Origin of the sequence: Amycolatopsis coloradensis, assembly GCF_001953865.1 — a bacterium.
GTDB lineage: Bacteria > Actinomycetota > Actinomycetes > Mycobacteriales > Pseudonocardiaceae > Amycolatopsis > Amycolatopsis coloradensis.
On sequence record NZ_MQUQ01000012.1, the window covers coordinates 45,839 to 70,919 of the forward strand.

Annotated in this window: 21 protein-coding genes; 17 read left to right on the plus strand and 4 right to left on the minus strand. The window is 68.7% G+C overall.

Translation table 11 applies throughout. From position 1 onward, the window contains the following. Positions 1-406: 406 nt before the first annotated feature. The 5 genes from eccCa to BS329_RS21440 all read left to right on the plus strand — a co-directional run bounded on the left by eccCa (position 407) and on the right by BS329_RS21440 (position 7,684). Positions 407-4,414: a type VII secretion protein EccCa gene (gene eccCa, locus BS329_RS21420; RefSeq protein WP_076163025.1), complete on the plus strand. Its 4,008-nt coding sequence runs from the start codon at positions 407-409 to the stop codon at positions 4,412-4,414. 69 nt (positions 4,415-4,483) lie between these two features. Then, complete coding sequence (locus BS329_RS21425) at positions 4,484-6,418, plus strand: type VII secretion-associated protein (RefSeq protein ID WP_076163026.1); 1,935 nt, start codon at positions 4,484-4,486, stop codon at positions 6,416-6,418. A 12-nt stretch (positions 6,419-6,430) separates the two neighbouring features. Continuing rightward, positions 6,431-6,793: a hypothetical protein gene (locus BS329_RS21430; protein WP_076163027.1), complete on the plus strand. Its 363-nt coding sequence runs from the start codon at positions 6,431-6,433 to the stop codon at positions 6,791-6,793. 231 nt (positions 6,794-7,024) lie between these two features. Continuing rightward, positions 7,025-7,345 carry a WXG100 family type VII secretion target gene (locus tag BS329_RS21435; protein WP_005166828.1) on the plus strand — a complete coding sequence of 107 codons (321 nt, stop codon included), beginning with the start codon at positions 7,025-7,027 and terminating at the stop codon, positions 7,343-7,345. A 54-nt stretch (positions 7,346-7,399) separates the two neighbouring features. Next, positions 7,400-7,684, plus strand: coding sequence for a WXG100 family type VII secretion target (locus tag BS329_RS21440; protein WP_076163028.1), 285 nt, complete (start codon positions 7,400-7,402; stop codon positions 7,682-7,684). A gap of 122 nt (positions 7,685-7,806) precedes the next feature. Here the strand turns inward: BS329_RS21440 and BS329_RS21445 are convergent, their stop codons facing one another. Together BS329_RS21445 and BS329_RS21450 are read right to left on the minus strand one after the other, a co-directional pair. Continuing rightward, positions 7,807-8,532, minus strand: coding sequence for a DUF4333 domain-containing protein (locus tag BS329_RS21445; protein ID WP_076163029.1), 726 nt, complete (start codon positions 8,530-8,532; stop codon positions 7,807-7,809). 3 nt (positions 8,533-8,535) lie between these two features. Next, positions 8,536-9,426, minus strand: coding sequence for a hypothetical protein (locus BS329_RS21450; protein ID WP_076163030.1), 891 nt, complete (start codon positions 9,424-9,426; stop codon positions 8,536-8,538). 279 nt (positions 9,427-9,705) lie between these two features. Here BS329_RS21450 and rplM point away from each other — a divergent pair, with 279 nt between their 5' ends. The 6 genes from rplM to BS329_RS42725 all read left to right on the plus strand — a co-directional run bounded on the left by rplM (position 9,706) and on the right by BS329_RS42725 (position 15,551). Beyond that, the gene (rplM, locus tag BS329_RS21455; RefSeq protein ID WP_076163031.1) at positions 9,706-10,158 is read left to right on the plus strand and encodes a 50S ribosomal protein L13; all 453 of its coding nucleotides are present in this window, start codon (positions 9,706-9,708) and stop codon (positions 10,156-10,158) included. Positions 10,159-10,172: 14 nt separating this feature from the next. Continuing rightward, entirely contained in the window at positions 10,173-10,685 is a 513-nt protein-coding gene (gene rpsI / locus BS329_RS21460) for a 30S ribosomal protein S9 (RefSeq protein ID WP_076163032.1), read from the plus strand. 197 nt (positions 10,686-10,882) lie between these two features. Further along, complete coding sequence (gene glmM / locus BS329_RS21465) at positions 10,883-12,217, plus strand: phosphoglucosamine mutase (RefSeq protein WP_076163033.1); 1,335 nt, start codon at positions 10,883-10,885, stop codon at positions 12,215-12,217. 78 nt (positions 12,218-12,295) lie between these two features. Then, positions 12,296-12,610 carry a type VII secretion target gene (locus BS329_RS21470; RefSeq protein WP_244197245.1) on the plus strand — a complete coding sequence of 105 codons (315 nt, stop codon included), beginning with the start codon at positions 12,296-12,298 and terminating at the stop codon, positions 12,608-12,610. Further along, positions 12,610-15,033 carry a hypothetical protein gene (locus BS329_RS44160; RefSeq protein ID WP_076163034.1) on the plus strand — a complete coding sequence of 808 codons (2,424 nt, stop codon included), beginning with the start codon at positions 12,610-12,612 and terminating at the stop codon, positions 15,031-15,033. The genes BS329_RS21470 and BS329_RS44160 overlap by 1 nt, the downstream gene beginning before the upstream one ends. Before the next feature lie 20 nt (positions 15,034-15,053). Further along, complete coding sequence (locus tag BS329_RS42725; RefSeq protein WP_076163035.1) at positions 15,054-15,551, plus strand: hypothetical protein; 498 nt, start codon at positions 15,054-15,056, stop codon at positions 15,549-15,551. Positions 15,552-15,555: 4 nt separating this feature from the next. Here BS329_RS42725 and BS329_RS21485 read toward each other — a convergent pair whose 3' ends face one another. Continuing rightward, positions 15,556-16,488, minus strand: a complete 933-nt coding sequence (locus BS329_RS21485) for a cytochrome P450 family protein (protein WP_076163036.1) — start codon at positions 16,486-16,488, stop codon at positions 15,556-15,558. Between the two features lie 15 nt (positions 16,489-16,503). Between BS329_RS21485 and BS329_RS21490 the strand changes: the two genes are divergently transcribed. The 5 genes from BS329_RS21490 (at position 16,504) to BS329_RS21510 (ending at position 22,000) form a co-directional block, all read left to right on the plus strand. Beyond that, positions 16,504-18,237 (plus strand): fatty acyl-AMP ligase, encoded by a 1,734-nt coding sequence (locus BS329_RS21490; protein WP_076163420.1) that lies wholly within the window; start codon positions 16,504-16,506, stop codon positions 18,235-18,237. Next, complete coding sequence (locus BS329_RS21495; RefSeq protein ID WP_167480024.1) at positions 18,227-18,532, plus strand: acyl carrier protein; 306 nt, start codon at positions 18,227-18,229, stop codon at positions 18,530-18,532. The genes BS329_RS21490 and BS329_RS21495 overlap by 11 nt, the downstream gene beginning before the upstream one ends. A 138-nt stretch (positions 18,533-18,670) precedes the next feature. Then, complete coding sequence (locus BS329_RS21500) at positions 18,671-18,985, plus strand: hypothetical protein (RefSeq protein WP_076163038.1); 315 nt, start codon at positions 18,671-18,673, stop codon at positions 18,983-18,985. After that, complete coding sequence (locus BS329_RS21505) at positions 18,985-21,405, plus strand: collagen-like domain-containing protein (RefSeq protein WP_076163039.1); 2,421 nt, start codon at positions 18,985-18,987, stop codon at positions 21,403-21,405. The genes BS329_RS21500 and BS329_RS21505 overlap by 1 nt, the downstream gene beginning before the upstream one ends. Positions 21,406-21,433: 28 nt before the next feature. Next, positions 21,434-22,000 (plus strand): hypothetical protein, encoded by a 567-nt coding sequence (locus BS329_RS21510; RefSeq protein WP_076163040.1) that lies wholly within the window; start codon positions 21,434-21,436, stop codon positions 21,998-22,000. Between the two features lie 233 nt (positions 22,001-22,233). Here BS329_RS21510 and BS329_RS21515 read toward each other — a convergent pair whose 3' ends face one another. Beyond that, entirely contained in the window at positions 22,234-23,058 is an 825-nt protein-coding gene (locus BS329_RS21515) for a dienelactone hydrolase family protein (protein WP_076163421.1), read from the minus strand. Positions 23,059-23,210: 152 nt separating this feature from the next. Between BS329_RS21515 and glmS the strand changes: the two genes are divergently transcribed. Beyond that, positions 23,211-25,073, plus strand: a complete 1,863-nt coding sequence (glmS, locus tag BS329_RS21520; RefSeq protein WP_076163041.1) for a glutamine--fructose-6-phosphate transaminase (isomerizing) — start codon at positions 23,211-23,213, stop codon at positions 25,071-25,073. Positions 25,074-25,081: the final 8 nt, after the last annotated feature.

The following is a 25,081-nucleotide window of genomic DNA, read 5'->3' on the forward strand; positions in this document are numbered from 1 at the left end:
GCGCCCACATCATCGACTGTCGGAAAAAGACCGGCAAAAGTAGGCACGCGCCCTCCCGGCCTCTCTCACTGCGACCGAGCGCGGCGACTTTAGCGGGCAAACTGTGACGCTTAGCGGCCCTAAGCATTCGGGAGGTCCCCTGATCGCCGGATCGCACTTTGCCCGCGAAAGTCGACGGCCGCCGGATCGCACTTTGCCCGCTAAAGTCGCCGCGCTCGGCCGGAGGCCTGCGGGTTCGTTGGGAGTTGTCGGTCCGGAGCCTTACACTCCCGGCATGCGTGCGGCCCCGGTCGGGCCGTTCTCGGCGTTGTCCGGATTTCACCGGCCACGTTCGATAGGTTGTCTCGCGCACCCGTACGCGCACCAACGGTGGCCGCCATCGTCGAGTTTGAAGAGGGGTCCTTCGATGAGCACGCTGCAGTTCAAGAAGTCACCGCGCCTGGCGGCACCGCGCCCGCCGGGCGGCGAGGTGCATCTCGAACCGCCGCCTGAGGTGCCGCGCACCATCCCGGGCAACATCGTCATGAAGCTGCTTCCCGCGGTGATGATCGTCGCGTCCCTCGGCATGATGGTCTTCATGTTCACCACGGGTGGACGCAATCCCATGATGATGATGATGGGCGGCATGATGGTGCTCAGCACCGTCGGCATGATGGCCGGCGGCGCGGGCAAGGGTGGCGGCGCCAAAAAGGCCGAGATGGACGAGGACCGCAAGGACTACCTGCGCTACCTCGGCCAGATGCGTGACAGGGCCCGCGAGGCCATGGTCGACCAGCGCGCCGCGCTCGAGTGGGTCCACCCCGACCCGCAGACGCTGTGGTCGCTGGCCGCGAGCCGCCGCATGTGGGAACGCCGCCAGAACGACCAGGACTTCCTCCATCTCCGCGTCGGCCGCAGCTCGCACCGGCTCGCGACGCGGCTCGTGCCGCCGCAGACCGGTCCGGTCGATGAACTGGAGCCGATCGCGACGCTGGCCCTGCGCCGGTTCGTGCGCGCGCACTCCATCGTCCCGGACCTGCCGACCCAGATCACCCTCCGCGGGTTCGCCGCGGTCAGCATGCAGGGCGACCGCGGTCTGACCCGCGGCCTCACCCGGGCGATGCTGGCCCAGCTGGTCACCTTCCACAGCCCCGACGACGTCCTCATCGCGGTCGCGACGGCTGGCCGCGCCAAGGAGGAGTGGGAATGGGCGAAGTGGCTGCCGCACGCCCAGCACCCGGCGCTCGCCGACGGTATCGGCCAGCTGCGGATGATGGCGGGCTCTCTCGCGCAGATCGAGCAGTGGCTCGACGAAGAACTCCGTGACCGCCAGCGGTTCTCCCGCAACGCGACGCCCGCCCCGGACCAGCCGCACGTCGTCATCATCGTCGACGACGCCGAGGTCACCCGCGAGGAGCAGATCATCCTCGAAGAGGGACTGGTCGGCGTCACCCTGATCGACCTTTCCGACTCCATCGGCAACCTCGCGGCCCGTCGCGGTCTGCGGCTGGTCGTCGAGGAAGACCGCCTCGGCGCGCGCAGCGCCGGCGGCGTCGAGTGGTTCGGCCGCCCGGACACGCTCAGCGTGGTCGAGGCCGAAGCGCTGGCTCGGCTCCTCGCCCCGTACCGCGTCGGCACCGCCGCGCAGGACGCCGCCGAGGAAGAGCCGCTGCTGTCCAACCCCGGTCTGCTCGAACTGCTGGGCATCCCCGGCGACCCGATGACCTTCGACGTCCAGCAGGCCTGGCGGCCGCGCCCGGTGCGGGACCGTTACCGCGTCCCGTTCGGTGTCGGTGAGTACGGCCAGCCGGTCGAGCTGGACATCAAGGAAGCCGCGATGGAGGGCATGGGCCCGCACGGCCTGTGCATCGGGGCGACCGGTTCCGGTAAGTCCGAGTTCCTCCGCACCCTGGTGCTGGGCATGCTCGCCACGCACTCGTCGAGCACGCTCAACTTCGTCCTCGTCGACTTCAAGGGTGGTGCGACGTTCCTCGGTCTGGACGCCGCGCCGCACGTTTCCGCGGTCATCACCAACCTCGCGGACGAAGTCACGCTGGTCGACCGTATGAAGGACGCGCTGGCGGGCGAGATGAACCGGCGCCAGGAAGCGCTGAAGAACGGCGGTAACTTCAAGAACGTCTGGGAGTACGAGAAAGCGCGCGAGAACGGCGCCGACCTCGACCCACTGCCCGCGCTCTTCATCGTCTGTGACGAGTTCTCCGAGCTGCTGGCCGCGAAGCCGGACTTCATCGACCTGTTCGTCGCCATCGGACGGCTGGGCCGGTCGCTGCAGATGCACATGCTCCTCGCGTCGCAGCGGCTGGAAGAGGGCAAGCTGCGCGGTCTCGATTCGCACCTTTCCTACCGCATCGGCCTGAAGACCTTCTCCGCCGCGGAATCCCGTGCCGCGATCGGCGTGCCCGACGCGTTCGAGCTGCCGTCCGTGCCCGGTGGCGGTTACCTGAAGTACGACACTTCGACGCTGGTCCGCTTCAAGGCCTCGTACGTCTCGGGCCCGTACCGGCCCGCGGGCATCAAGGCGGCGGGCCCGGTCGCGACCGTGGTCCGCGCGGACAAGCGCCCGCAGTTGTTCGTCCCGGACTTCGTCGAACTGCCGAAGGAGCCGGAGCCGGAACAGATCGAGGCCGCGCCGGTCGAACAGGCCAAGCCGGAGGAGGCCGTCGAGCCCAGTGAGCTCGACGTGATCGTGTCCCGGCTGATCGGACAGGGACCGCCGGCGCACGAAGTGTGGCTGCCGCCGCTGAAGGAACCGAACTCGCTCGACACGCTGCTGCCGAACCTGAACCCCACCGACGACCGCGGTCTGTCCCCGGTCGGGTTCTTCGGCAACGGTCGGTTGCAGGTGCCGATGGGTATCGTCGACCGCCCGTACGAGCAGCGTCGTGACCTGCTGTGGGCCGACTTCTCCGGTGCCGCCGGGCACGGTGTGATCGTCGGCGGGCCGCAGTCGGGCAAGTCCACCATGCTCCGGACGCTGATCATGTCCATGTCGCTGACCCACACCCCCGAGGAAGCGCAGTTCTACGCGCTCGACCTCGGTGGCGGTACGTTGGCCGGTCTCCAGGGCCTGCCGCACGTCGGTGGTGTCGCCGTCGCCCGGCGCGAGCCGGACAAGGCCCGCCGGATCGTGGCCGAGCTGACCACCCTGCTCACCGACAGGGAAGGCCGGTTCGGTGCCATGGGCATCGACTCGATGAACGAGTTCCGCAACCGCAAGCGGCGCGGCGAGATCAAGCCAGAGGAAGACGCCTTCGGTGACGCCTTCCTCGTCGTCGACAACTGGAAAGCACTGCGGGACGACTTCGACGAGCTCGAGGTCTCGATCACCAAGCTCGCCACCCAGGGTCTTTCCTACGGTGTGCACGTCATCATCGCGGCGAACCGGTGGGCGGACATCCGCCCGGCGATCAAGGACATGATCGGTACCCGGTTCGAGCTCCGTCTCGGTGACCCGAGCGAGTCCGACATCGACCGCCGGGTCGCGGTGAACGTCCCGGCAGGCCGCCCCGGCCGCGGTCTGACCAGGGACAAGCTGCACCTGCTGACCGGTCTTCCGCGCATCGACGGATCGAGCAACCCCGACGACGTCGCCGCCGGTGTCGCCGACGCGGTGGCGAAGATCAAGGGCGCGTGGCGCGGCCGCCCGGCGCCGCAGGTCCGCCTGCTGCCCGAGATGGTCACCTACGACGAGGTGCTCGGCATCGACACCAAGCGCAACACGAAGCTGGTGCCGATCGGTGTCAACGAGGAAGACCTCCAGCCGATCTACCTTGACTTCGCGGCCGACTCGCACTTCTACGCCTTCGCGGACGGGGAGTCGGGCAAGACGAACCTGCTGCGGCAAATCACCCGGGGCATCACCGAGCGGTACACGACGCAGGAAGCGGTCATCATCCTCGTCGACTACCGGCGCACGATGCTCGGTTTCGTCGGCGGCGACCAGCTGCTCGGCTACGCGGTGTCCGCCGCGCAGCTGGACAGCATGGTCAAGGACGTCCACGGGTCGATGAGCCGACGGCTCCCCGGTCCGGACGTGACGCAGGAGCAGCTGAAGACCCGGTCCTGGTGGACCGGTCCGGAGCTGTTCATCATCGTCGACGACTACGACCTGGTCGCCACGCAGACGAGCAACCCGCTCAAGCCGCTCGCCGAGTTCCTCGCGCAGGCGAAGGACGTCGGTCTGCACATCATCGTGGTGCGCCGCAGTGGTGGCGCGAGCCGGGCGATGTTCGACCCGATCCTCGGCAAGCTCAGGGAGATCGCGGCGCCCGGTATGGTCATGAACGGCTCGCGGGACGAGGGCAACCTCGTCGCCAACGTGAAGCCGAGCCAGATGCCGCCGGGCCGAGGCAACCTCGTCACCCGGAAGCACGGCAAGCAGCTCATGCAGGTCTCGTGGATCCAGCCGGACTGACCTCCCGCTGAAACCAGGTGAGGTCCCGGCTGGGCGAGGGGTGACGACGACGAACTGCGGGAGTGGCTTGTGACTGTGCGGGTAGCGGTGGACTTCGGGACATCGAGCACCTGCGTAGTCGCTTCGATCAACGGCCGTGAACCGCAGGTCGTCGTGGTGGACGGGCAGCCACTGATGTCGTCGGCGGTGTACGCCGCGCCGGACGGGACGCTGTTCGTCGGCCAGGAGGCGGAACGGCAGGCGGCGGTGGATCCGTCGCGGTACGAGCCGAACCCGAAGCGCCGGATCGACGAAGGCGACCTGCTGCTGGGTGACAACGTCCTCCGCGTGACCGACGTCGTCCACGCCGTGCTGAAGCGCGCGGTGACCGAGGCCCGCCGGCTCGCCGGTGACGCCGAGGTCGAGCTGCTCGTCCTGACCCATCCCGCCGATTGGGGCGCGACCCGGACCCGCCTGCTCCGGCAGGCGGCGGGCGGTCTCGCGCGCCAGGTCGCCCTCGTGCCGGAGCCGGTGGCGGCGGCGGTCTATCACGCCGCGACGTTCGCCCCGGCCGAGCTCAATTCCGAGCGCACCGTCGAATTCAGCGGCAGACCGGGCGACGCTCTCGCGGTGCTGGACCTCGGCGGCGGCACCGTCGACGTCTCCGTGGTCCAGCGGATGCCCGGCAGCCCGGCGGATCGCAGTTTGCCCGCTAAACGCGCCGGGTTCCAGGTGCTGGCCACCCGGGGGGATCCGAGCTTCGGGGGCGCGGACGTCGATCAGGCGCTCCTGGAGCACGTGGGTTCGCTGGTGTCGTCCGTCGATCCGCCGGAATGGCGGAAGCTGGTCGAGGGCCGCGAACTCACGGACAGACGTCGCCGCCGTGTCCTGCGGCAGGACGTCCGCGGCGCGAAGGAGACGCTGTCCCGGCACGCGTACACCGACGTCCCGATGCCGCCGCCGTTCGCCGACGCCCACGTGACCCGGGAGGACCTCGAGCGGCTCATCACGGGGCCGCTCGGGCGCGCCGTCGAGCTGACCGTGGCCGCGATCGGCGATTCCGGGCTGCGGCCGAAGCAGCTGACGGCGATCTTCCTCGTGGGCGGGTCGAGCCGGATCCCGATGGTGTCGCGGCTCGTGCACGAGCGCACCGGTGTCGTGCCCACGACCTTGGACCAGCCGGAGACCGTGGTCGCCCGCGGCGCCCTGCGCGCGGTACTGATCGACCCGGACCGCACGGGCTCGCTGGCGGGCTCCGCGGTCTCCCGCGTCGGTGCCCCCGCCCCCGCCGAGCGGCGCCCCCAGTTCCCCCACCAGCCCGCTCCGCCCCCTCCCACCCCGCCGCAGAGCGCGTTTAGCCCGCTAAACGCGACGCGGCAGGGGCCGCCGTCGCCGCCGAGGGGACAGCAGGGGATCGCCACACCGCCGCCGTGGCGGCCGGGTGAGCCCTCCCGGGACACCAAACCCGCGGAGCGAGGCGGCAAGGGCAAGAAGACGCCCTGGATCATCGCCGCGGCCGTCGTGGTCGTGGCGGCCGTCGTCGGTGGCGTCCTCTTCGCGGTCAACAGCGGGGAGGACGTGCCGGAGGGCCGGACGCTCGCCCAGTACGACTACCGCTTCATCGCGCCGGTGGACTGGACGCAGACCGACGACCGCGTCGCCAACCGTCAGGTGGTGATCCATCCGAATGACTCCCTCACCGGGGACGACCTGGTGGTCGCCCAGGAGTACGTGATGGACTACGACGCGACGGCCGACAGACAGAAACTCGTAGAGGAACTCGGCCGCGAGGCGGAGGCCAAGCCGGCGAAATACAGCGGCTTCAACGGTTCCGCGAACTACGCCGGTAAAACCGTCATCTATTACCGCGAGACCAAGCCGAGCGCGCGCGTCGACTGGTATGTCGTCGCACAAGGAAAGATCCGCGTCCACATCGGTTGCCAGTACGGCACCGGCTCACCGCTCGAGCAGCGGGTGAGCGCGGCCTGCGAACAGGTCGTCAAAACGATGGCGGTCGTCAACTGAAGGGGGAGGCGGATGCCACCCGAACCCGAGACCGCCGCCGAGCATTTCGCGCGCACGGGGCGTGACGCGGTCACTTATGCCCGGCAGGTCGCCCGCACGGCCAAAGCGCGGTACGAACGCCGCCGCGGTGAGAACGCGGAACTGGCGAAGCAATTCGGCAAGGGACGGCTCGCGGGCGGCGAGACCGCGCCGACGCCCGCCGTCGTCCGGAACGCCGCGAAACGGTTCCGCGCGGGGGCCGGTCTCCCGGTTCCCGCTTTGCCCTCGGCGGCGGACTTGGTTCCCCTTCGGCCGGAACCGGTGGCCAGACGGCCACGTGTGGGTGACGACGACGAGGACTTTTCGCAGTCGCGAATCATGGGCCGCGGCGATTGACCAGCCGCTGTGCACTTGCTAAGCCGCGTGGTGAAAGCCCTTTTCCTCCGGTGAATCGCAGCGCGTCGGCCAGGTTCCCGCGTTCGGTTCCCGCCAGGAGCGTTAACGCAAGCAACTACTTGAAACCAACGAGCGACAAGAGGGAACCAGACGTGGCAGTGTCTCCGTCGTAGGTCCGTACGAAACGAACACACCAAGTGCGGATAACCACGAACGAAGGGGGTAGCTCCCATGGCTGCTGGTTTTCAAGGAAGCGTCGAACAGTTCACCCAGTCCGAGAAGCGGGTGACCGAGGTTCGCGTCTCGATGGACCAGAACCTGAGCAAGCTCCGCGACAACATCGAGGCCACCCGCGCCGGGTGGACCGGTGACGCGGCTCTTGCGTTCAACAACGTGATGAAGCGCTTCGACGAAGCGGGCCGGGGGCTGAACCAGGCTCTCCAGAACATCGGTGAACTGCTGGAGCAGGCGGGCTCGAAGTACAACGCTTCCGAGCAGCAGCAGCAGGAACTCATCAACTCGGTCAACAAGGGCTTCGGCGTCCTCGGCTGATCTTCCGTTCCACCCTTTTCCAACCCAAGTCTTTCTTAACCACTGGAGGAAATCATGGCCGAGATGAAGGTCGATTACGCCACGATCCACGCGGCGGCGGACGACTGCACGAGCACCGGCGGCGAACTGGAGTCCCTCTTCGGTCAGCTGAAGAGCGACCTCGCCCCGCTGGTCAACACCTGGCAGGGTGACGCGCAGACCGCGTACCTGGCCGCTCAGCAGGAGTGGGACAACAAGTTCGACGAGCTCAAGCAGCTCCTCGCGCAGGTCGCCGGCGTGCTGCCGCAGCTGGCCGACGGTTACCAGAGCACGGAGCAGGGCGTCACCGGCCTGTTCTGAGTCTCACGCTCCGAACGAGCAACGGCGGGCAGGCATCTTCGGATGCCGAGCCCGCCGTTTCGTTTGTGCGCGAGAAAAAGCCGCGACGGCGGAGACCGTCGCGGCTTTCGGCGCGCGGTGCGTCAGTGCGGCGCGCCGACCTCGAATTCCGGCGTGGTGTTCAGCACCCGGACGGTGACCTTCTTCTGCTGTCCCGAAAGATCGATCGAGCAATCGAACGTGGTGCCGTTCTCCACCGGTTGGCCGGAAGGACATTCCACGTTCTTCACGTCCGGTTCCCCGTAGTGCTCGCTGAGCACCCGGGTGACTCCGTCCTGGACCGATTTCCGGTCGAGACTGTCACCCGCGAACGCGCCGAGCAGCCAGGCCCCGACACCGCCCGCGACCACGACGGCCGCGGCGATCCCGCCGATCAGCAACGTCTTCTTCGAAACCTTCGGCTTCTTTTCCGGCTGTGCGCCGAAAGCGCCGAGCCCGCCGTAGTTGGACGACTGCGCGGGCTGGAACCCCCCGCCGTACTGTCCCTGCGGGGGAGTGCCCGGAATCTGTTGCTGTGCTTGCCAATTCTGCTGCGGTGCGGGCTGCTGGGGCTGTGGCTGCCACGCCGTACCCGGTGCCGGGGCGCCGGTTTGCTGCCAGGGCCCGGAAAACGAGCCGGTGACGCCGGGCTGCTGCTGCCACTGCCCGGTGTACGAGCCGGTGCTCGCGGCGCTGGGATCGTTCGGCTGCCACTGACCGGAATGCGGTCCGGTGGCGTGCCCTTCCTGCTGCTGGTTCCCGGGATTCGACGGCGGCTGCCACCACTGCTGCGGTTGCTGCGGCTGTTGTGGGTGCTGTGGCTCGGTCATGCCTCAGACGCCTTTCAGCTCGTTGAACCGGCGGTTGAAGTCGTCCTTGGCCGCCTTGTCCGGCAGCACGGTGATCTGCGAGGCGTCCGGCAGCCTCGGCAGGTCCTGCGTGGTCGCCTTGCCGGTGAAGCGGAAGTCGTAGCGCAACTCGGTCTTGTGCCCGCCGCCCTCGATCTTGGCGTCCATCACGATCTGGTTCAGCGTCCCGTCCGGGTTGAGGGAGACGGTGGTCGGAACCGGGGCCTTCTTCATCTCTTCCGTGATCGCTCCGCTGATCGACGGCGGCAGGATCTCCACCCGCCGTTCGATGAACTTCCCGAACGGGACGTCGGCGGTCAGTTCGATCCGCTTGTCCGGAAGGCTTTTGGCGCCCTTCACGATCTTCTTGTCCGCGTTGTAGGACACGGCGATCGCGTCGGCCATCTTGCAGGCGGTGATGATCCCGACCCACGCGCAGGGAATGGTCAGCCCGGCCTCGGACTTCGGCATCGAAACCCACGCTGTCGGGGCGAGGCTCTTGTAGACGGGCCCGAGGTACACGTACTCGACGGCCCCTTCGGCCGGGGTGTACCAGTCGATGCTGTCGTCCGGGTTCTTCTGCGAGCGCTGGCGGCTGACCCGGCCTTCCGGGGAACCGGTGCGGGCCGAGGAGATCGTGCTGCGGACGTACTTCTCGTCGAAGCGGAAGTAGGCGCCCGACTCACTGGTGACGTCGCGCTGGTCGCCGATGGTGTCCTGCAGCTTGTTCATCGCCGCTTCGAACTTCGTGCCGACATAGGCCGCCGCGTCGTCGCCCTTCGGCACGGCGGTGCCCGCCCGGGCCTGGCCGCAGGCGGTGGTGAGCGCCAGCACGGCGCCCAGCACGCACAAGATGGTCGTTGGCCGTTTGTTCATCGCCGTTCCCCTGATGAATCGAGTCCCCGCGCGCGGTGCGCGTCCGGATCGTCTCATCCTCCCTCGCGAAGGACGATGCCGTGGGCGGTTCCGCCACACCGGCGGGGTACAGTTGCGGGGCGCCCGCCGGGCGCCGGTCCTAGTAGGGGACCCCGGACCGACCCCCGCTTCGCAGTAGGGTCGGGCGTGGGGGTATCTTCATATGTCGTTGTGCGCTGCGGCGCGTAAGCGCTAGGCCCGCACAGAACCCACACGCAATGTTGACGACGAGGTAGACCCTTGCCCACGTACAGCCCCAAGCCCGGCGACGTCACTCGTGCCTGGCACGTGATCGACGCCGAGGATGTCGTGCTCGGCCGGCTCGCGACCGAGGTCGCCACGCTGCTGCGCGGCAAGCACAAGCCGACCTACGCCCCGCACGTGGACACCGGTGACTTCGTCATCATCGTCAACGCCGAGAAGGTTGCGCTCACCGGAAACAAGCGCGAGCAGAAGTTCGCGTACCGGCACAGCGGTTACCCCGGCGGTCTGCGGAAGCGCTCCTTCGGCGAACTGCTCGACACCAAGCCCGAGCACCTGCTCGAGAAGGTCGTCAAGGGCATGCTCCCGAAGAACAAGCTCGGCCGCGCCCAGGGGAAGAAGCTCAAGGTCTATGCCGGCCCTGAGCACCCGCACGCCGCGCAGCAGCCGCAGGCGCGCGAGATCACCAAGATCGCGCAGGTCGCGCAGTGAGTGAGGAACAGTCTGTGACCAGCACCGAGGAGACCGCGACCGAAGCCGTCGAGGCCGTCGCGACCACGGAGACCCCCGCTGTCGGTGACGCCGTCGCGACCAGCGAGACCCCGGCGGGCGCTCGTCCGTCGCGTGCCGCCGGTGGCAACGCCCAGACCGTCGGCCGCCGCAAGGAAGCCGTCGTCCGGGTCCGCGTCGTCCCCGGTTCCGGTGAGTTCAAGCTCAACGGCCGCACGCTCGAAGAGTACTTCCCGAACAAGGTGCACCAGCAGCTCATCCGTGAGCCGCTGGTGACGGTCGACAAGCCCGACTCGTTCGACATCTTCGCCAACCTGCACGGTGGCGGGATCTCGGGCCAGGCAGGCGCGCTCCGTCTCGCGATCGCCCGTGCGCTCGTCGAGGTCGACGCCGACGACCGCCCGGCATTGAAGAAGGCCGGCTTCCTGACCCGTGACGCCCGCGCCACGGAGCGGAAGAAGTACGGCCTCAAGAAGGCCCGTAAGGCTCCGCAGTACAGCAAGCGCTGATCGCGCCTCTGGCGCAACCCACGGAAGCGCCCATCCGTCTCTCGGATGGGCGCTTCCGTGTTTTCGGGGTCCTTCGGTCCCGTTTCCCCGTGGTCCCACCTGCCCCATGCGCCCCACCTGTTTCACGTTTAGCCCGCTAAACGCACTTTTTCGGGGCTCGCTAGGTTGTCGTGGTGGTTTCTCAAGGAGGTCGACAGATGGCTCGTCTATTCGGTACCGACGGCGTGCGTGGCCTCGCCAACGAGGAGCTGACCCCGGAACTGGCGCTCTCGCTCGCCGCCAGCGCGGCCCGCGTCCTGGCCGCCCACGACCGTTCGCACCGTCCGGTCGCGGTCGTCGGCCGTGACCCGCGGGCCAGCGGCGAAATGCTCGAGGCCGCCGTCGTGGCGGGTCTCACGTCCGCCGGTGCCGACGTGCTCCGGCTCGGCGTCCTCCCGACACCCGCCGTCGCCTACCTGGTCGGCGCGCTCGAAGCTGACCTCGGCGTGATGATCTCCGCCTCCCACAACCCCATGCCCGACAACGGCATCAAGCTCTTCGCCGCGGGCGGCCACAAGCTCCCCGACGGGATCGAGGACGAGATCGAGGCCGGTCTCGCCGCTCCCGTCAGCCGCCCGACCGGTATCGGCGTAGGCCGCGTCAAGGACATCTCCGACGCGGGTGACCGCTACATCCAGCACCTGCTGTCCGCCACCCCGCACCCGCTCGCGGGCCTGCGCGTCGTCGTCGACTGCGCCAACGGCGCCTCGTCCTTCGCCGCCCCCGAGGTCTACCGCAAGGCAGGCGCCGAGGTCATCGCGATCCACGCCGACCCGGACGGCGTCAACATCAACGAGCACTGTGGGTCGAATCACCCGGACGCGTTGCGCGCGGCCGTCGTCGAGCACGGAGCCGACCTCGGGATCGCGCACGACGGTGACGCCGACCGCTGTGTCGCTGTCGACGCCTCGGGTGAACTGATCGACGGCGACCAGATCATGGCCGTCCTCGCGCTCGCCCTCGCCGAGACCGGCGAGCTGACCAAGAACACGCTGGTCGCGACCGTGATGAGCAACCTGGGTCTGCATCTGGCGATGCGCGCGCACGACATCAACCTCGTCACCACCGCCGTCGGCGACCGCTACGTCCTCGAGGAACTCCGCGCGAGCGGGTTCGCCCTCGGTGGCGAGCAGTCGGGTCACGTCGTCCTTCCCGCGTACGCCACCACCGGCGACGGTCTCCTCACCGCGCTGCGGGTGATGAGCCGCATGGCGGCCACCGGCAAGTCGCTCGCGGACCTCGCCGCCGTCATGAACCGCCTGCCGCAGGTCCTGGTGAACGTGCCCGTGGCGGACAAGGCGGCGGTCGCCGTCTCGGCCGCGGTCCGCGACGCCGTCGGCGCCGTCGAGGCCGAACTCGGCGAAGAGGGCCGTGTCCTGTTGCGCCCGTCGGGCACCGAGCAGCTGGTCCGCGTCATGGTCGAAGCCCCCGCGCACGACACCGCGCAGGCCGCCGCCGACAGGCTCGCGGGCGTCGTCTCCTCAGCCTCGTAAGCCCTCTCTCGATCTTCCCAACCGGCTGCGCCCCGGTTACCGGCCCGGTACATTCCGTGTGCGTATACCTAGGGAAGGGTGACGGTGACGGGCAACGGGCACAAGGTCGATCCGGCACAGCTGAACGAGGCGGCCAAGGTTCTGCAGGACCTGCCCAAGCAGGCTTGTGAAGGGCCGATCGGGGCGGTCGAGCAGATCAACCTGAACTCCGGCAGTTTCGGGCCGGCGCACGGTGACTGCTTCACCGGCTATTCCGCGAGCATCCAGCGACTGGCGAAGTGCGCGCGCAGCTACCTCGCGGCGTCGGACGAGTTCGGCCGCAAACTGGCGGCGTCCAAGGACCTCTATCAGTCCAATGAGGACGCCAGCGCCGGTGAGATGAGGAAGCACTGATGGGTCTCGCAGATGTCGGCGGGGACACCGGTCACGACATTCCCAGCCGGGCCGAAGTCGAGAAGATCCTCAACGACCCGAACATCGATCGCGACACCAAACGCGAACTCGCCCTCAACTACCTCGACTACATCGAAGACGAGTCGCCGGAAAGCTGCGGCTTCGCGAGCGAGGCCGACCGGAACGGCTTCCGGGACTACGTCAAGTCGATGAACGGTGACTGGATCACCGAGGGCGACCTCAACGACAACTACGCGCCGATCGAAGAAGTCCAGAAGTCCTACAAGGCCGCGCACGAGAAGTACGACGCGAACCAGGCCGCGGGGCGGCAGGGCGATCGCGACACGCTCAACAAGGACGCGGCGAAAACCCAGGAGATCGCCGGTCGCGCCACCGAGACCGACCCGGGCTGCGCGAATTCGAACGACATCATGGTCCCCGGCCTGTCCGGGTTCAAGGTGTACGAGACCTTCCATCCGCTCTACGTCCGCGCGCTCGGCTTGGCGGGCGGTGGAGCGGCCGTCTCCCTCGGCGAACTCCAGCGGCTGTACCACGAACAGGACAACATCCCGTTCACCCTGTTCAAGGCGAGCGCGGACGAGTTGACCGCGGTCGGCACGGCCATCACCGGTTCGGCGCAGGACGTCTCCGGGAAGCTGGGGAACTCGCTCGGCACGTGGGAAGGCGCCGCGGCCGATCAGGCGCGTACCTACCAGAAGGCCTACTCGGACAAGACCGGTCTGGTCGCCGAGGCGTTCAAGGCGGCGGGCGACGGGCTTCTGCGGACCAACGCCTCGGTGGGCAAGTTCTGCCGGGAGAAGGTCGAGTGGCTGCAGAAGTGGTACACCGACAACATCGACGGCGCCACCGCGCAGGACATCGAGCGGATCATCCGTGTCGCCGACGGTTCGTGCAGTCAGAACGACATCATCCACTGCATCAAATTCCTGAGCATCGAGGCCAAGGACGCGTTCAACGACGACGCCGGTGACATCGACCAGAGCACCATCGACGAGGTTCTCAAACCTCAGGCGGTGGCCTGGCTGAAGAACGTCTTCCTCGGCTGGTTCGGCAAGCACGTCGAGAACTTCCAGCTGGTCTGCAAGAACACCCGCGACGCGATCGACGGGGCGTGGAAGGCGTACTTCGATTCACTCGGTCAGGTGGTCGAGAATCCGTACGCGGATCTGGGCAAGACTCCGGAGACGGGTGGCGAAAAGCCCGTCGAGAAGGGCGGCGGAGGGAAGGACACCGGCGGTGGCGGCGGGCCTTCCTCCGGTGGAGGCGGCGGGCCCTCCTCTGGCGGTGGCGGGCCGAAGCCGCCGCCCAGCGCGGTCGAGTACATGCAGCCGGAAAAGCCCGAAGTGCCGGGGCAGGAGAAGAACCCGGTCACGGACAAGCCTCTCGACGTCGACCCGGCGACAGGGGAGCCGTATCCGATCGACCCCCGTACGGGTGAGGCGATCAAGGACGGCACCCGGCCCGAGACGATGACGGTCGAGCAGGGCGACCGCAAGATCTCCATGGCCGAACCCGGCGCCGACGGGAAGATGGGCATCTCCGTCCAGGGCGGCACCGGTCAGGCCAAGGACTACAACCTCGATTTCGGCGACGCGGCGGGCGGGTCCGCGCATCGGGACACCGCCGAGCGGCTGGACCAGCAGTCGGCCTCGCGTCCCCTTGCCAGTCCGGGGCAGGTCTACCAGCCGGGCCCTGACGGCAAGATCCACATCGAGGACGGTGGCCTCAAGATCACCGCGGAACGGCCCAGCGGTCCCGAGGGGCCGACACTGGTCACCGTCGACGACGGATCAGGGCGTCCGTCGAAGTACACCTTGGGTGAGGACGAGCCCGCGGGCGGTCGTCACGCGAGTTCGGACCCGGCACCGCAGGCGGCGGGTGCCGCTGCCAGGCCGGTCGAAGAGGTCGCGCGTCAGCAGGCCGATCAGGGTGTTCGAGCGCACGACACGACGTCCGGCGGTGTCGGAGGGGGAGCACCCGCTTCGGTGGCCGCGGAAACCGCTCACCAGCCCGAACCGGTGGCGGTGGCCGCGGACAGCGGTTCCGAATCGACCACCGCCCAGTCGTTGAGCAACCCATTCGACGGTGCCGAAAACGGCCTGGGTGACACGTCGGATCCCGCCGGATCCGGTGGCGGCGCGTCCGCTCCCTCGGGTCCGACCGGCCTCGGTTCCGCCCCCGGCGGGGGCGTCCAGGATCCGGCCGCGGCCGGAGCGGGGATGATGGGCGGCATGGGCAAGATGGGCGGCGGAGCGGCCGGAGGCGGGCAGGGGTCCGGTGAAGACCAGCAGCGCACGTCCAGCGGATACCGGGTCGACGGCGGCCTGTTCGACACCGCGACGACGACGGGCAGCCGGATCAGCGGGTCGCTCGACGACGACGGCGTCATCGGCTTCCGCTAGCGGGTCAGGGGAGGGGATCAGTGAATCCTGAGGAGGATCTCGCCAGACTCCGGCACAGACTGGCCGGGTTGGAACGCGAGAACGGCGACCGGATGTACCTGGTCGACAACCGGGCGACCAAGGCGATCGAGGAGACCCAGGCCGCGGGCGACAAGCTCAAGCAGGAGACGAGTGCGGCGCTGGCCGCGCGTCTCGAGCAGAAACGGCGGGCGGAGGCGGCGGGCGGCTGGGCGACCGAGTCGACCCTCGGTGACAAGGTCGACGACGACGGCGATTTCGGGTTCGAGGAGGACGAGGCGGAGAACGAGCGCCGCGCCGGGTATCGCGCGGCCGACGAGCCGCCGATCTCGTTCCGGCCGCCTCCCGCCTCGCAGGCCCCGCCGCCACCTCCGCCTCCACCGGCGGCTCCGGTCACTCCGGTCGTGGTTCTCGAGGAGCGTCCGGTCGGACGGCATCGGCGGTCGGCGGCACGGGGTGACGACGACGACTTCGCCGAAACCGACTGGCTGGCGACCTGAGCCGTCAGGCTCGCAGTGTCACGATGGCCCGCTCGACGCCGTGGAAGACGGTATGCGTCTTGTACTCCACTTCTTCGGCGACGTGGCCGGGCGTCAGGATCTCGGCAAGGGCGCGAAGCGCCACTTCGCCCTCGGCGACCGCTACGCGCGAGCCGGGACAGGTGTGCCTGCCGAGGCCGAACGCGAGTTCGGCTTCGGGGCCCAGCGGGATGGCCAGTTTGTCCCCGGTCGTGAAGTCCTTGCCCGCCAAGGAGAACGGCGCGGTCACGCGGCGGGCGGCGAAGCGGGTCGGGGCGATTTCGTGGATCAGGCCGCGTACGTCGTCGAGGATCTCTGGGCGGCGTAAAGTTTCGAGGCCGGCGAGGGCGAGGAAGTTCATGGAGTTCTCGTACGCCGCGTGGGCGAGCATCACCGGCGTGATCATCAGCTCGTCCTCGGTGATCCGGCCTGCTTCATGCGCTTCGCGAAGCAGCGCCAACCCGCCGCCTTCGACAGCCGTCGCCTTGAGGAAGAACATCGCGACCCTGAGCGCGGCGGTGTCGGCTCCGGCCGGTCCGCCCGACCAGACGTCCAGGTTCGCGGCCGTCTCCGAAAGTTTCGTCAGCAGCTTCTCGTCGAGCGGCTCCTCCGTGCCGAGCACCGCCTCCGTCACCCTGGCCGCCACAGGCTTGGCGAAGTCGGCCACCAGGTCGAACCGAGCGCGCGACTTTAGCCCCCTAATCGCGATCCGGAGGTCGGTGAGCACGGCGTCCGGCAGGGGCTCCACCAGGGCGATGACCTCCTTGACGACCGCGCGGAGCCTCCGGTGGTCCGCGCCGTCCATCAGCAGGAGGTTGGGGGTCTCGGCGGCGGCACCGCCCGGGTTCGAGCTGAGCGCGCGGTCGCGCAGGGCCTTGACGCGGTCCGCCGGATCGTCCAGCACGAAGAAGTCGTCCACGTTCGTATGATGCCCATGCCGCGGCCGGAAGAGGTGCCAGTGCCCGAAGAAGTGCCCGAAGAAGTGTTGCGGACCCCGCTCGTGCACCGCCTGCTGGAGCGCGCCGAGGTCGAGCGCCCGGCGTACACGCACCTCGACTGCTCGAACCGGCACGAACCCGTCGAGGACACACTGACCTGGGCCGAACTCCTCGTCCACGTCCGCGCTGTCGCCGCGAAGCTGCGCGAAGTGATCCAGCCGGGCGACCGTGTCGCGATCACGGCGCGACAGGACCTCTCCTACGTCGTCGCGTTCTTCGGCGCGCTGTACGCCGGGGCCGTCGCGGTGCCGCTGTCCGCGCCTGACGTCCGCGCTCACCGCGAGCGGCTCGTCGGGGTTCTCAACGACTGCGACGCCGACATCTGGCTCACTTCGGAAGGCCTGGCCGAGCGGCTCACGGAGTTTGCCGAGACCGAGCCCGTCCCGGCGCCCCGCGAGATCGTCGCCGTCGACACCCTGCCACTGGACCCGGCGGATCGGACCCCGCCGTCGCCGGTTTCGCCCGAAGACCCCGCCTACCTGCAGTACACGTCCGGGACGACGCGATCTCCGGCCGGGGTGATCATCACGCATCGCGCCCTCTCGGCCGCGTGCTGGCAGATCTGCGACGCCTACGACGTCGGCGAGCACACCACGTGTGTCGGCTGGATCCCGTTCTTCCACGACATGGGGCTGGCGCAGCTGCTCGCGGGGACGATGCACTCCGGCGGCCGGACGGTGTTCATCGCGCCGCTGGAGTTCATCCGGCGGCCGGAGCGCTGGCTGCTGCTGATGTCGGCGTATCCGAACACGCTCACGGCGGCCCCCAACTTCGCGTACGACCTGGTGACCGAGGCCGTGCCCGAGCCGAAGCGCGCCGAGTACGACCTCTCGACGGTGTCTATCGCGCTGAGCGGCAGTGAACCGGTCCGGGCGGCGACCGTCCGGAAGTTCCTCGCCGCGTATGAGCCCCACGGGTTCCCGCGCGGCGCGTTCCGGCCGTCCTATGGCCTGGCCGAGGCGACGGTCTACGTCGCCAGCGGCGACTCCAACGGCCCCGTGGTGACCGAGGTCGACGGCCGTGAAGTCGTCGAGATCGGCTGGCCACGGGGGCAGCGGATCCGCGTCGTCGCCCCGCCGGATCGCGGTTTGCCCGCTGAAGTCGTCGCCTCGCCGGATCGCGGTTTGCCCGCTGAAGTCGACACGGGCGAGATCTGGGTCAAGGGGCCCAACGTGGGGGCCGGGTACTGGCGTCGCCCGGAGTTGACCGCCGAGGTGTTCGGCGCCGAACTCGACGGGGAAGGCGGCTGGCTCCGCACCGGCGACCTGGGGTCGATCCGGGACGGCAGGCTCTCCGTGACCGGACGCCTCAAAGACCTGATCATCGTCGACGGCCGCAACCACAGCCCCCACGACATCGAAGAGACCGTCGCCGCCGCTCACCCCCTTCTCGGGCCGGAGCGGGTCGCCGCCTTCTCGGTCGACGGCGACGAAGGCGAGGGCGTCGTCGTGGTCGCCGAGCGCGCTCGGAAGGCGCCCGACTTCGACGAAGCCGAGATCGCGAGGGCGGCCACCCGCGCCGTCGCCGAGCGTCACGACGTGGCGCTCCGGGCGTTTTTCCTGGTGAGACCCGGCGGGCTGCCGCGAACGTCCAGCGGCAAGGTCGCGCGTTCCGCGGCCAGAACGCGGTACTGGGCGCCGGATGGGACAGAATTCTCCCATGGCACCTGACGGGAGCGAGTACGTCGACGAGATCAAGGCCCTCGTCTGCAAGACCTTCGACGTCGATCCGGACACCATCGACGAGAACACGCCCTTCTCGGAAATGGGCGTCGACTCCCGGCGCCGCGTCCGGCTACTGGCGACGGTGGAGGTGGAGTTCGGGATCGACATCGACCTCGACGAACTGGACCGCCTGATCGACATCCGGGGCGCGGCGACCGTGCTCGCCGAGGCCGTCCAAGCGGGCGCGAAACCGCGAAAACGCGGTCTACCAGGCCTCTTGCGCCGAAATCGTTTGAGTTAGCAAAGGTGCGAATGTCCCTGCGGCCTCGATGACCGGTGGGTACATTCTGTGTGCATATGCGATGGCACCTGATGCCGCCGGCGTGCGTCGTAGGTAGGACAACGAGGCGGATACAGCGGGACGAAGGGGGCACCGGTCATGCCGGACGGGGGCTACAAAGCCGATTCAGAGGCGATGCTCACGGCGTCGACGTCGTTGGAGCGCGCAGCTGAGAACACGACGTCCGAGGCGGGGAAGGTGGGGCCGACGCAGGTCCAGCCCGCGGACTTCGGCCGGGTGCACAAGGACCACCAGAAGGGCTACGCCACCGGCATTCTCGCCATCTCCGACGCGATGAAGGGTTACGCGGGCCAGCTCACCCAGCTCGCCGGCGGGGTCAGTACCGCGTCGACCCGCTACACCTCTTCCGACCAGGCGAACGCCGCGGCTGCCAACAAGGCGGGAACCCAGTAATGAGTGAACCGACGCCCGCGCAGATCAAGGAAATCCTGAACGACCCCTACGTCACGAAAGGCACCAAAGACGCGTTGTTGTTGCCGTTCGGCAACAGGGAAGAGGCCTACAAGAAGGCCGTCGCCGAACGTGACTCGAACTCGGCCGGGGACAAGAAACAGGCGGCCGAAACGAAGCGGGCCGACAAGGACCTCGACGCCATGTCCAGGCCGGTCGCGGGGGGTGCCACCACCAAGTCCGACCAGGTGCTCGATCTCGGGAAGCCGGCGCTGGACTTCTTCTCCGACTGGGCCGAGCAGGTCTGGAACAAGATGCCGGACAAGCCGTACGAAATCAGCTACAAGACCGACATCTGGGACCGGTTCCATGAGAACCGTGAGATCAACTTCCAGAAGATGTTCGACGAGGTCGAAGATCTCGGCGACGCGAAGAAGGCCGTCGAGCAGACCCAGAAGGACGCGACGGCGGCGCTGACCACGCTCTTCCACGACTGGAAGGGCGAGGGTGCGACGGCCGCGAAGGTCAAATACGAGCAGCGAATCCAGCCCGACGCGAAAGAACTCATCGCGCAGATGGACGGCGCCATCAAGCTGGTGCCGTCGACCATCGACAAGATCTACAGCGCGCTCAAGCTGAAGGTCGACGAAACGCTGAAGCTGCGAGTCGACAAAGTCGCCACAGCGCCGCTGTTCACGGCGAAGCAGGTCGTCGAGATCGCGAACGGCAAGGTCAATTCCAAAGAAAAGCTCATGGACGTCGCGGTCTGGCTCGACTCCGCGTGCCCTGGCAACAACCTCGCCGAACGGCTGCGTGACGACGACTGCAAGCTGAACGACGAGAACAAGGACTACGCGATCGGGGCGGCGAAGCAGTGGCTGAAGGGCTCGTTCGCCACCGAGTTCGGTGAGCGGTTCGAGAACTTCAAGAAGCTCTGCAAGAACGCCACCGAGACGATCAACACGCAATATCACGAGCTTTCGCGGTTCATGGAGGACTACACGAATCCGTTTCCCGCGGCCGGATCCGAGAAGCCGCCCGCCGATGACGGCAAGGGCAAAGACAATGGCAACGGGAACGGCAATGGCAACGGGAACGGCGGCGGCAGCGGTAGCGGCGGCGGAAGTGGTAGCGGAAGCGGCGGCGGGAGTGGGAGCGGCGGTGGCGGCACGCCGCCGGCGGCATCGGTTCCCGAGGCGCCGAAGCCGGAGGACAAGCCCGCTGACGGGACGAACCCGGTCACCGGGAAGCCGCTCGAACTGGACCCCGAGACCGGCAAGCCGTACCCGATCGACCCGGCGACGGGCGAGGCGATCAAGGACGGCATCGACGGTCAGGACACCATGACCGTCGAAAAGGGCGACAACAAGATCGAGATGACCGAGCCGGATAAAGACGGCAAAATGGACATCAAGGTCGATGACGGCAAGGGCAACGAGAAGGACTACAAGCTCGACTTCGACGACCCGAAGGGCGAGGACGGCAAGCCCGGCGAAGAGGGCAAGGACGGCAAGGACGGCGACTTCGGTCCGAAGGGCGCGGTCAAGGAAGGCGAGCCCGGCGCCGACGGCGTCTACCGGCCCGGCCCGGACGGCAAGATCCACATCCAGGACGGCAACCTCAAGATCACCGCCGAGCAGCCGCAGGGCCCGAACGGTCCGACCGTGGTGACCGTCGACGACGGCAAGGGCGAGCCGACCACCTACACCCTCGACGAAAAAGGTGAGAAGAAGGAACTCAAGCCCGGCGACGTCGTCCAGACCGACGACATCAAGAACGGTCTTGACGACCGGAATCCCGGAAATCCGCAGCCCGGCAAGGTCGATGAGGTGCGCACGATGCCCGCCCCGGCCGAAGGTGGAGGCTTCAGCGCTCCGGGTGGCGTCGAGGTCGGTGCCGGTGCCGGTGTCGGTGGTGGTGGCGGGGAAGGGGTCGCCGCGGTGTCCGCGGGGGCGGAGGCCGCCGGTGGCGCCGCGTCGGGCGCGGGTGGTGACGGCACCGTGCCGACCGCCAGTGGCGGAGGAGGCGGAGGCAGCTTCGAAGGCGCGCTCGGCGGCGTCGGCGACGGTGGTTCCGCGGGGTCGCTGAACGAAGCCGGTTCGCTGGAGGCGGGCATTCAGTCCGGGGGCGGCGCGCAGCCTGCCGGGATGGACGGCGGCGGTCTCGGAATGGCGCCCGGTGGCGGGATGGATCCGGCCCCCGCGGGTGCCGGTGCCGGAAGCTCGTCCGCCGGAATGGGCGGCATGATGGGTGGAATGGGTGCCATGGGCGGCGCGGCCGGTGGTGGCGGGGGAGACACGCAACGCGGGTCGAGCCAGTACCGCGTCGAGGGTGGCATCTTCGAGACCAGTGGCGCGGGCGGCCGGATCAGTGGTTCGCTCGACGACGAGGGCGGCGACCGTTCGATCAGTTACGAGCGATGATCGGTAGCCGGGGAACAAGGGAGGACCGATGAGCGCTGTTGACCGGCTGGCGGCCGCGATGTCCAGGCAGGACGCCGCCATCACGGAGCAGTTGGAGCAGCGCGGGCTGAGGGAGCGGCGTCTCGCCGACGCCAAGGCCCAGGCGATGGAGACGATGCAGAAGGACGCGGCCGTCCACGACAAGTACGCCGCCCACATGCAGGAATTGGGGAAGCGGAGCAAGGAGGCGGGCGGCTGGCTGACCGGCAAGACGACCGCCGACCGCAGCCACACGATCGGCTTCGACATCGAGGACGACGACAAGCCGGACGCCCGGTTCGCCGAGTTCGGCGCCCGTCAGGGATCCGAGGCGGCGCGTCCGGTCGCTCCGCCTCCGCCGCCACCTCCAGTCGCGCCGGGGGTGCCCGGAATGCCGGCGACGGTGGACGTCCCTCCGCCCGCGACGCCGACACCCGCGCCCATACCCACGCCCGCGCCGAGTGCCGGGGCGCCCGACGCACCTGGCGCGCCCGCGCGTCGCCGAGGCCGTCACGCCCGTGACGACAAGGGCTTCGACGACGACGACTTCTCGAACAACTCGTGGATGGTCGACTGACCGCACTTCAGGGCCCGGCTCACCAGAGCCGGGCCCTCCTTTTTGCTCGCTCCGCTCGCCCGGCCATTTCGACTTTCGCGGGCTAAGTGCGATCCGGCCACCCGGTGCCCTCGCCCGGGGCACGTCGACTTTCGCGGGCTAAGTGTGACGCGTAGGCATGCTAAGTAACCGGGCGCGGGTCGAGGGCCCGGATCGCGATTAGCCCGCTAAACGCAAGTCGGCCGGGGAACGGGTCAGGCGGCGGGTTCGTCCTGGAGCTCGATCGGGGCGCGTTTGACGTCGGCGTCCAGTAGCTGCTGGTACTTCGTCGTCCCCGTGAGGTGAGTCAGGAAGAAGGCGGTAAACAGCGCCCTCGTCAGCTGCTGGGTCCCGCGGTGCGGCTTCCCGTGCAGCAGCAGCTGGCTCCAATGCTTGCCCTCGGTGACGCCGAGGTGCGAAGACTTCCCGAGCGTCCGCAGCTGCACCGGCCCGCCCCACGCGTCCGCGATGGCCTCGGCATGCCCGACCGGCGGCGCGACCAGATCTTCGCCCGCCGCGAGATGCAGGCCGGGCACGGTCACCGACGGGGCGGACAGGGTCGCCGGCGGCAGCGTCTGGGCGGGAGTGATGGTCGCGACTGCCTGAATCCGCGGTCGATCGTCGTTCTCGGCGGCCTGCGCGGCGGCCAGCACCGCCGAACCTCCTCCGGTCGAGTGCCCCGCGAGGCCCAGTTTCGCCGGGTCGACACTGATGCCGTCCGGTCCGAGACGGACCGTGGTGATCAGGTCGAGCGTGGTGAGCAGGTCGCCAGCCAGCAGCCGATGCGACGGCAAGGGCCCGCGCTGGGTGGCCGGAGCCGCCGCGACGATGCCCCAGCTCGCGAGGTGCCGGAGCAGGTGCCGATAGCTTCCCGTGGGCTGCAACCAGCCGTGCCCGAACGCGATCGCGGGCAGACCGAGCCCCGAGCGGGGCGTGAACACGACACCGGGGAGCCCGACCAGGGCGAGGTTGCCGCGCAGAACCTCGTGCGGACCTGGGTGGGACAGCTCCGCGAGCAGCTGCTTGGGCTTGCTGGCCATGCTGGTGACCTTACTGCCCACGCCTCTGTCCGGCCCGCGCGCCGCCCCGGCGTTCGCCTTTAGCGGGCTAAACGCGACGCGTTTAGCCCGCTAAACGCGAGTGCGCGCCGCCCGCGCGAAGGGGCCGGATTTCTCTCGTTAGGCTGGCGGCCGTGTGTGGAATCGTGGGATATGTCGGACACCGCCCAGCCCTGGACGTCGTGATCGGCGGACTGCGCAGGATGGAATACCGCGGCTATGACTCGGCAGGCGTCGCCGTCCTCGACGGCGCCGGCGCACTGAAGGTCGAGCGCAAGGCAGGCCGCCTGGCCAACCTGGAGACCCAGCTCGACACCGTCGGCAGGAACACCTTCACCGGCACCGCCGGGATGGGTCACACCCGCTGGGCCACCCACGGCGCCCCGGTCGATCGCAACTCCCACCCGCACCGCGACGTCTCGCAGCGCGTCGCCGTCGTGCACAACGGCATCATCGAGAACTTCGCCGCCCTTCGCGGCGAGCTCGAGTCCGACGGCGTCGAGATGGCGAGCGACACCGACTCCGAGACCGCCGCGCACCTCATCTCCCGCGCTTACACCGAGGGCGACACGAAGGGCGACTTCCCGGCCAGCGTCGCCGCGGTCTGCCGTCGGCTCGAGGGCGCGTTCACCCTGGTCGTGACCATCGCCGACCAGCCGGACACCATCGTCGCCGCCCGCCGTTCCTCTCCGCTGGTCGTCGGCGTCGGCGAGGGCGAGCACTTCGTCGCTTCCGACGTCGCCGCGTTCATCGAGCACACCCGCGAGGCCGTCGAGCTCGGCCAGGACCAGCTCGTCGTGATCACCCGCGAGGGTTACGAGGTCACCGACTTCCACGGCGACGCCGCCCAGGCCAAGCCGTTCACCGTCGACTGGGACCTCTCGGCCGCGGAAAAAGGCGGCCACGAGTACTTCATGCTCAAGGAGATCGAGGAGCAGCCGGAGGCGCTGGCGAACACGCTGCGCGGCCACTTCGACGGCGGCCGGATCATCCTCGACGAGCAGCGCATCTCCGACCAGGACCTGCGTGACGTCGACAAGGTCTTCGTCGTCGCCTGTGGTTCCGCGTACCACTCGGGCCTCGTCGCCAAGTACGCCATCGAGCACTGGTGCCGCCTCCCGGTCGAGGTCGAGCTGGCCAGCGAGTTCCGCTACCGCGACCCGGTGCTGGACCGCGCGACGCTGGTCGTCGCCGTTTCGCAGTCGGGCGAGACCGCGGACACCCTCGAGGCCGTCCGGCACGCGCGCGAGCAGAAGGCCCGCGTCCTCGCCGTCTGCAACACCAACGGCGCGCAGATCCCGCGCGAGTCCGACGCCGTGCTCTACACGCACGCCGGTCCGGAGATCGGTGTCGCCTCGACCAAGGCGTTCCTCGCGCAGATCGCGGCCAACTACCTGGTCGGCTTGGCGCTCGCGCAGGCCCGCGGCACCAAGTACCCGGACGAGGTCGCCCGCGAATTCGCCGAACTCGAGGCCATGCCCGCCGCGGTGCAGAAAGTTCTGTCCACTGTGGACCAGGTCCGCGACCTCGGCCGCCGGATCGCGGACTCGAAAGCCGTGCTGTTCCTCGGCCGTCACGTCGGTTTCCCGGTCGCCCTCGAAGGCGCGCTGAAGCTCAAGGAACTGGCGTACATGCACGCCGAAGGCTTTGCCGCCGGTGAACTGAAGCACGGCCCGATCGCGCTGATCGAGGAAGGTCTGCCCGTCGTCGTGGTGATGCCGTCGCCGAAGGGCCGCGCGGTGCTGCACTCGAAGCTGGTGTCGAACATCAGCGAGATCCAGGCGCGCGGTGCCCGCACGATCGTGATCGCGGAGGAGGGCGACGAGACCGTCCGCCCGTTCGCCGACGAGCTGATCGAGATCCCGGCCGTCCCGACGCTGCTGCAACCGCTGGTTTCGACGGTGCCGCTGCAGGTGCTGGCCGCCGAGATCGCCCGTACGCGCGGGTATGACGTCGACAAGCCGCGTAACCTGGCGAAGTCGGTCACCGTCGAGTAAGGACCGGA

Bases quoted from the DNA above. Each gene is read 5' to 3' on its own strand.
- eccCa (WP_076163025.1), top strand. From the start codon at position 407: ATGAGCACGCTGCAGTTCAAGAAGTCACCGCGCCTGGCGGCACCGCGC.
- BS329_RS21430 (WP_076163027.1), top strand. From the start codon at position 6,431: ATGCCACCCGAACCCGAGACCGCCGCCGAGCATTTCGCGCGCACGGGG.
- BS329_RS21435 (WP_005166828.1), top strand. From the start codon at position 7,025: ATGGCTGCTGGTTTTCAAGGAAGCGTCGAACAGTTCACCCAGTCCGAG.
- BS329_RS21440 (WP_076163028.1), top strand. From the start codon at position 7,400: ATGGCCGAGATGAAGGTCGATTACGCCACGATCCACGCGGCGGCGGAC.
- BS329_RS21445 (WP_076163029.1), bottom strand. From the start codon at position 8,532: ATGACCGAGCCACAGCACCCACAACAGCCGCAGCAACCGCAGCAGTGG.
- BS329_RS21450 (WP_076163030.1), bottom strand. From the start codon at position 9,426: ATGAACAAACGGCCAACGACCATCTTGTGCGTGCTGGGCGCCGTGCTG.
- glmM (WP_076163033.1), top strand. From the start codon at position 10,883: ATGGCTCGTCTATTCGGTACCGACGGCGTGCGTGGCCTCGCCAACGAG.
- BS329_RS44160 (WP_076163034.1), top strand. From the start codon at position 12,610: ATGGGTCTCGCAGATGTCGGCGGGGACACCGGTCACGACATTCCCAGC.
- BS329_RS21490 (WP_076163420.1), top strand. From the start codon at position 16,504: ATGCCGCGGCCGGAAGAGGTGCCAGTGCCCGAAGAAGTGCCCGAAGAA.
- BS329_RS21495 (WP_167480024.1), top strand. From the start codon at position 18,227: ATGGCACCTGACGGGAGCGAGTACGTCGACGAGATCAAGGCCCTCGTC.
- BS329_RS21500 (WP_076163038.1), top strand. From the start codon at position 18,671: ATGCCGGACGGGGGCTACAAAGCCGATTCAGAGGCGATGCTCACGGCG.
- BS329_RS21505 (WP_076163039.1), top strand. From the start codon at position 18,985: ATGAGTGAACCGACGCCCGCGCAGATCAAGGAAATCCTGAACGACCCC.
- BS329_RS21510 (WP_076163040.1), top strand. From the start codon at position 21,434: ATGAGCGCTGTTGACCGGCTGGCGGCCGCGATGTCCAGGCAGGACGCC.
- BS329_RS21515 (WP_076163421.1), bottom strand. From the start codon at position 23,058: ATGGCCAGCAAGCCCAAGCAGCTGCTCGCGGAGCTGTCCCACCCAGGT.